This window comes from Edwardsiella sp. A.80236 (assembly GCF_044540725.1).
Lineage (GTDB): Bacteria > Pseudomonadota > Gammaproteobacteria > Enterobacterales > Enterobacteriaceae > Edwardsiella > Edwardsiella tarda.
In genome coordinates this window covers 1-6,218 of record NZ_JBIUCY010000037.1, presented here as the reverse complement: position 1 = coordinate 6,218, position 6,218 = coordinate 1, and the positions used below count along the sequence as shown (strand labels likewise).

Genomic DNA, 6,218 nt, shown 5'->3' with positions numbered 1-6,218 from the left:
AGGGTATGGCTGTTCGCCATTTAAAGTGGTACGCGAGCTGGGTTTAGAACGTCGTGAGACAGTTCGGTCCCTATCTGTCGTGGGCGTTGGATGATTGAGGGGGGCTGCTCCTAGTACGAGAGGACCGGAGTGGACGCATCTCTGGTGTTCCGGTTGTCACGCCAGTGGCATTGCCGGGTAGCTAAATGCGGAAGAGATAAGCGCTGAAAGCATCTAAGCGCGAAACTTGCCCCGAGATGAGTCATCCCTGAGGCTTTAAGCCTCCTAAAGGGTTGTTGGAGACTACGACGTAGATAGGCAGGGTGTGTAAGCGTAGCGATACGTTGAGCTAACCTGTACTAATTGCCCGTGAGGCTTAACCATACAACGCCAAAGTGATGTTGGTTGAATGAAGTCATGAGTTACTTGTTCAAAGAACAACATATCAGTTATACAGCTTGTTTTTAGATTTTAGCTCTGGCGCGAGACACAACAACATGTGTACGCGATAGAGGAACAGAATTTGCCTGGCGGCGATAGCGCGGTGGTCCCACCTGACCCCATGTCGAACTCAGAAGTGAAACGCCGTAGCGCCGATGGTAGTGTGGGGTCTCCCCATGCGAGAGTAGGGAACTGCCAGGCATCAAATTTAGCAACCTATACTGATTAGGTTGGAAAAAGAATCGGTGGTGCGGTAGTTCAGTTGGTTAGAATACCGGCCTGTCACGCCGGGGGTCGCGGGTTCGAGTCCCGTCCGCACCGCCACTGATTTAGGGGCGTAGTTCAATTGGTAGAGCGTCGGTCTCCAAAACCGAATGTTGGGGGTTCGAGTCCCTCCGCCCCTGCCAGATAAAAAAGCCAGCAGCAATGCTGGCTTTTTTATTATCTATCGAACACCATTCCTGCATTCCTGCATTCCTGCATTCCTGCATTCCTGCATTCCTGCATTCCTGCATTCCTGCATTCCTGCATTCCTGCATTCCTGGATAATCCTATGAGTGAATCACTGATGTGAGTACCTGCTCAAGTGGTGCTGGCTTACTAAAGAGATAACCTTGTAGATAAGTCACGTTTCGTTCAGTGAGATATTGCGCTTGCTGTTCTGTTTCAACACCTTCTGCCACCATGGCCAGAGATAAGCGGTGCCCAAGATCGACGATATTCTCGATGATATGCTCAGATAATGATCCTTCCCCAATTTGATTCACAAAGGAGCGGTCAATTTTGAGACTGCCAACATGCAGATATTGAAAATAATTGAGTGTCGAGTGGCCGGTACCAAAATCATCAATGGCTAAGATCACCCCTAATGCCTGTAACGCATCAAAAAGTGCTGCTGTATCGGCGGTATGCTCGATAGCTTGGCGCTCAGTGAGTTCTAGGACTAATTTGATATCCGTACCTTGGATGGAGTGCAAGAAGGCCTGCACATCATCTAGGAGGCTCTGATGCTGGCAATGACGAGCGGTGATATTAAAGCCAATGTGAAACTCTGCTGGTAGCTGTTGTTGATAACGAGAGAGTACGCTGGCGGATTGCTTGAATAACGCGCTGGTCATCGGAATGATCAGATCTGATTCTTCAGCTTGCGGTATAAACAGATCTGGACGGATCAAGCCTTGTTGCGGATGCTTCCAGCGCATGAGGACTTCAATACCGATCACTTGCCGAGTTTTGGCATCAATGATGGTTTGTGCATATGGAATAAATTCGTTATTCAGCAGGGCTCGTTTTAGCTCGGTTGAAAAAGGGTAAGGCTTATTCAACAAATAACCAATGCCGGTGCTGAAGGCACAAAGAAGGAGGAATAATCCCCAGATATAGGGTTGGTTATTGTGCCAAAAGGCTTGCCAGAATGAGGAATAGTTGAGTGAGGTTTCGATGGCAAACGGGAAGGCAGAAGATAGGTATGTGCGGTGATTGATCCCATGCGCGAATGGGTTTTGAGTACTGAACTTCCCGTCTTTCGATAGCCAATGATCATCAATGCGAAGCGCTATCAATAGCTCAGTACTTTCCTGCTGTTGCAGGATACTCTGAAAATAGATGCTACCGATACTGCTCAGGACGGCGATATTTCCTTTCGTGTTACGCACAACGATCAGAGGATAGTTTGATTTGACCAAGGTGCCAGGAAGTAGCAGCAGTTTACCATTATGGTAGCGCGTATATTCATCTTGAACGTGTACCGTGCCATATAGCGATGAGCAGTAAATTGCACCGTGTTGCGCTAGATTGACTGAGCGCACATAGGGAACAGTGGCAACTTGTTTGCGTAACGCTAGCACAATGTTATCGCATTGGGACAAATCATGCGGCTTGGCCAAAATGGTCTGATTAGCTTGTTCAGCATAGCTTAATAGACCATTGACGGCCTCGGTAGTTTTTTGGGCGGTGTACTCAGCATCGTGGTTGATTTGTCGGATGTAGTCGCTGTACATCAGCCATAGCAGTAAGGAAAATGGGATGAGGATAATCGCAATACACAGCGTGAGTTTATGGCTCAGGCGATTGAGCATGTAACGGCTCCTTAGCCATACAGATGGTGCATTTAATCAAAAACAACGGTCCGTAAGAGATTTTTAGGCTACGCCTGTTTGCCTGATTTTGGTAAGTTTTCGCCGAAATATTGTGATCTTAATAAAGGAAGATAATCTTTAGGTGCGCGGCCTGTGCATTGCTCTGTGGCTGTTGGAGCACTAGAGAGGGCTGGATATTGGTGTTCAGCAGGGGAATAGATGCAAAAAGGGCGATAACTCAATGAGTTATCGCCCTTCCAATCGATTGGTGGAGCTGGCGGGAGTTGAACCCGCGTCCGAAATTACTACGCCGTCGGTACTACATGCTTAGTCTAGTCTTTACATTCGCCGACCAGCTGCGGACAGACACGCCACTGATAGACTATCCCGATTAGATTTAACGCTTCCGCCCCGGGCAAGGCTTCCACGCGATCTCGTTTTGGTTTGACCTCTCTTGATCCCCGTCCTACGAGCGGAGGCTAGGGAGAGAGGGCTCTATGCAGGTTATTAAGCTGCTAGTGCGTAGTTTTCGTCGTTTGCGACTATTTTTTGCGGTTTGTTAACGAGGCCTACCGCACCTCGGCATGCACCTTGGGTTTCGCCAATCCCGTCGAATCCAAAATCAGCCCCAAGTTGTGATTTTGAGTATACCAGAATCTTTTAGTGATGCGTCAACTTATCGCATTAAATAATGCTAAAAAGGTGCTGGATTAGCGCCCTGCGTGCTTCATGATCCGCTCTTTGGCCACTTGCCATTCGCGATCTTTGATATCCGCACGTTTATCATGCAGCTTTTTACCTTTGGCCAGACCGATTTTGACTTTCACCCATGGCCCTTTCCAGTACAGACTCAGTGGCATCAAGGTATAACCATCGCGGTTGACGCTGCCATACAGAACATCCAGCTCGCGCTGCTTGAGCAGTAATTTGCGGGTGCGGGTTGGATCGCACACGACATGGCTGGACGCGACAGACAGCGGGTTGATGGTTGAGCCAAATAAAAAGGCTTCCCCGTCTTTTAGCAATACGTAGCTTTCACTGATGTTGGCTTTGCCCGCACGCAGTGATTTGACTTCCCAGCCTTGCAGTGACAGGCCGGCTTCCATGTCATTTTCGATAAAATATTCGTGGCGGGCTCGTTTGTTTAACGCAATGGTCGACGACCCCGCTTTTTTATTGGCATTTTTCTTTGTCATAAGACCACCTTAACTCAGGCCGAGCCTGATGCTTTGAATATGGTTGCTATTCTACCGTCTTTTACCGGTGATGAACCATCTCTGACTTTGGGAGTGTGAAATTGAATGCTATGATCGGGGCGTTTTTTGTGTTGTGAGGTATTGCTATGCCCCAGATCAGTCGTTCGGCGCTGGTTCCGTTCAGTGCTGAACAGATGTATACACTGGTCAATGATGTGAGTGCGTATCCAGCGTTTTTGCCCGGGTGTGTTGGCAGCCGGATTTTGTCGCAGGCGTCAGATGAGATGACCGCGGCAGTGGATGTGTCGAAGGCCGGGATCAGCAAGACCTTTGTAACGAAAAATACGTTACAGCAAAATCAGAAAATTCAGATGAATCTGGTCGATGGTCCGTTTCGTAAGCTCAGCGGTGGCTGGCATTTTACTGCGCTCAGTGAGGATGCATGTAAAGTTGAGCTGCATCTGGACTTCGAATTTACCAGTGTGCTGGTAGAAGCGGCATTTGGCCGGATCTTTAAAGAGCTGGCTGGTAATATGGTTAATGCATTTACCTCGCGCGCTAAGGAGGTGTACGGTGGCTGAGATTCATGTGGAAGTCGCGTATGCCTTGCCAAATGTACAACGCGTATTAAGTTTGTCGGTGCCGGATACGGCCACGGTGGAAGAGATTATTCTGCGCTCGGGGATATTACAGATGTGCCCGGATATCGATTTGCGGGTCAATCGTGTTGGTGTGTACAGCCGGATGGTTAAGCTTTCCGATCGTGTACATGACGGTGACCGAATCGAGATTTATCGTCCTTTACTGGCCGATCCGAAAGAGATGCGTCGTCTGCGTGCCGAGCAGGCGAAGAAAAACGCCTAGTTTGTTGTCCCATCGTGATGCGCTGCATGGCTGTCGATAAACACGTGGCTGTTGGTAAACAATAGTCGACAAACAATAAAAGCCAGATAAAAGACAAAGAAAAACCGGTCTTAGTAAGTCAGCAATGACTCGGACCGGTTTTTTTCTATTTTCTTTTCTGACGTGGTTTTTCTCGCCAGCGTGGTAATCAAGAGTTCGTTGCTGCTAATTAGCTATTGTGCTCGAGGTTAGCGGGCAATTGGTCTTGATTTTTAATCTGACTCAGCAGACCTTGGCTGTCGAAGCTCAAAACCAGTGTTTGCTGGGTTGGTGCATCGTGGCCTTTTTGCTGGCGGAACACGTAGTACCACGTATCGCTGCCAAATGGATCATTGAGCAGTGGCGTACCGAGCAGATACAGCACCTGATCTTTGTTCATTCCCTGTCGCAGTTGCGCGACATCCTTTTGCTCCAGGTAGTTACCCTGGTCCACATCAATGCGGTACACCACTTTTTCGACCGTGGAGCAACCTGCGGTGAGCATGGTCAGCAGACATGCAGTAATCAGTGTTTTACAGCGCATAGCGAGTCAGTATTCCTGTAAACGAGTTACCCGTGATAATAATCAACCCGGACGCTAAAGTAAAAACAGATATGTGATCTGTGCGACCGGATCACGCTGCCAGCAGCTCACGCGCATTGGCGAGGGTATTCTCTGTGATTTGGCTGCCGCCGAGCAAGCGGGCTAGTTCATTCAAGCGCGCTTCGTTACTAAGTAAAGTCATCCGCGTTTCAGTCATCTGGCCATCGGTGAACTTGCTGACAAAATAGTGATTATGGCCACAACCGGCGACCTGCGGCAGGTGGGTGACACACAACACTTGGGTGGACTCACCGAGCTGACGCAGCAGCTTGCCGACAATCGCGGCGGTTGGGCCGCTGATCCCCACATCCACCTCATCGAAAATCAGGCTAGGAGTATCGACTTTACGTGCGGTGATCACCTGAATTGCCAATGAAATCCGTGACAGTTCGCCCCCCGAGGCCACTTTGCCCAGTGCTTGTGCTGGTTGGCCGGGGTTGGTGGTGACGGTAAATTCAATGTGATCAAAGCCAAGCGGCGTCAGGCGCTGCTCGCTGGCGTTGAGTTCAATAAAGAAATTGCCGTTTTCCATCGACAGTTCGCGCATGCTACGGGTGATGAGGCTCGCTAGCTCACCGGCATAGCGTTGGCGGCTCTGGCTGAGTTTCTCGGCGCTGTGCAGCATCGCTTCGCGGCAGGCTTGTTCACGCAGCTCGAGCTGCTCGCTATCGAGATCTTGTTCGCGCAAAGTATCGAGCTCATCGCGGATGCTTTGATGCAGCTCCGGCAGCTCATCGGGTTGGATATGATGCTTACGTGCCAGCTGCACCGCTTTGGCTAAGCGCTGCTCCAGATATTGCAGACGCTGCGGGTCTAGATCGAGGCGATCTAAATAGTGGCGCAGTTCATCGCTGACTTCTTGCAGTTGGATGGTTGCTTCTTCCAGCATATGCACCAGCGGTTGCAGCTGCGGATCCAGCTCGACGTAACGTATAGGAAGAATAAACGCCCTTTTCACCCAAGTCCAACAGCTTTGGACCGCAGTTGACTCTTTCGACACCCCTGCGATGCAACCCAATCCGGCTGACGGGGAGCCAG

6 protein-coding genes, 2 tRNA genes, 2 rRNA genes and 1 other RNA gene are annotated in these 6,218 nt (G+C 49.7%); 6 read left to right on the top strand and 5 right to left on the bottom strand.

Translation table 11 applies throughout. The features are described from left to right. The 4 genes from ACEQFP_RS17060 to ACEQFP_RS17045 form a co-directional block, all read left to right on the top strand. Window positions 1-363: ribosomal RNA gene (locus ACEQFP_RS17060) — 23S ribosomal RNA — on the top strand; the annotation flags it as partial. A gap of 142 nt (window positions 364-505) precedes the next feature. Further along, window positions 506-621 (top strand): 5S ribosomal RNA (gene rrf / locus ACEQFP_RS17055). 46 nt (window positions 622-667) lie between these two features. Next, window positions 668-744: transfer RNA gene (locus ACEQFP_RS17050), tRNA-Asp, on the top strand. A 7-nt stretch (window positions 745-751) separates the two neighbouring features. Continuing rightward, window positions 752-827, top strand: a tRNA-Trp gene (locus tag ACEQFP_RS17045). 144 nt (window positions 828-971) lie between these two features. On the opposite strand, the gene ACEQFP_RS17040 is transcribed toward ACEQFP_RS17045, so the two are convergent. The 3 genes from ACEQFP_RS17040 to smpB all read right to left on the bottom strand — a co-directional run bounded on the left by ACEQFP_RS17040 (window position 972) and on the right by smpB (window position 3,694). After that, a complete protein-coding gene (locus tag ACEQFP_RS17040; RefSeq protein ID WP_270818659.1) occupies window positions 972-2,498 on the bottom strand; it encodes an EAL domain-containing protein in 1,527 nt (508 codons plus the stop codon). A gap of 266 nt (window positions 2,499-2,764) precedes the next feature. Further along, window positions 2,765-3,128: a transfer-messenger RNA gene (gene ssrA / locus ACEQFP_RS17035) on the bottom strand. An 80-nt stretch (window positions 3,129-3,208) separates the two neighbouring features. Beyond that, on the bottom strand, window positions 3,209-3,694 hold the full coding sequence (gene smpB / locus ACEQFP_RS17030) for an SsrA-binding protein SmpB (protein WP_010864458.1): 486 nt from the start codon (window positions 3,692-3,694) through the stop codon (window positions 3,209-3,211). A 146-nt stretch (window positions 3,695-3,840) separates the two neighbouring features. Here smpB and ACEQFP_RS17025 point away from each other — a divergent pair, with 146 nt between their 5' ends. Together ACEQFP_RS17025 and ACEQFP_RS17020 are read left to right on the top strand one after the other, a co-directional pair. Beyond that, a complete protein-coding gene (locus ACEQFP_RS17025) occupies window positions 3,841-4,275 on the top strand; it encodes a type II toxin-antitoxin system RatA family toxin (protein ID WP_010864457.1) in 435 nt (144 codons plus the stop codon). Continuing rightward, a complete protein-coding gene (locus ACEQFP_RS17020) occupies window positions 4,268-4,558 on the top strand; it encodes an RnfH family protein (RefSeq protein WP_270818658.1) in 291 nt (96 codons plus the stop codon). The genes ACEQFP_RS17025 and ACEQFP_RS17020 overlap by 8 nt, the downstream gene beginning before the upstream one ends. Window positions 4,559-4,766: 208 nt before the next feature. Here ACEQFP_RS17020 and bamE read toward each other — a convergent pair whose 3' ends face one another. Together bamE and recN are read right to left on the bottom strand one after the other, a co-directional pair. Beyond that, window positions 4,767-5,120, bottom strand: coding sequence for an outer membrane protein assembly factor BamE (gene bamE, locus ACEQFP_RS17015; protein WP_010864455.1), 354 nt, complete (start codon window positions 5,118-5,120; stop codon window positions 4,767-4,769). Between the two features lie 91 nt (window positions 5,121-5,211). Further along, a partial coding sequence (recN, locus tag ACEQFP_RS17010; protein WP_396464361.1) for a DNA repair protein RecN occupies window positions 5,212-6,218 on the bottom strand: 1,007 nt, incomplete at its 5' end.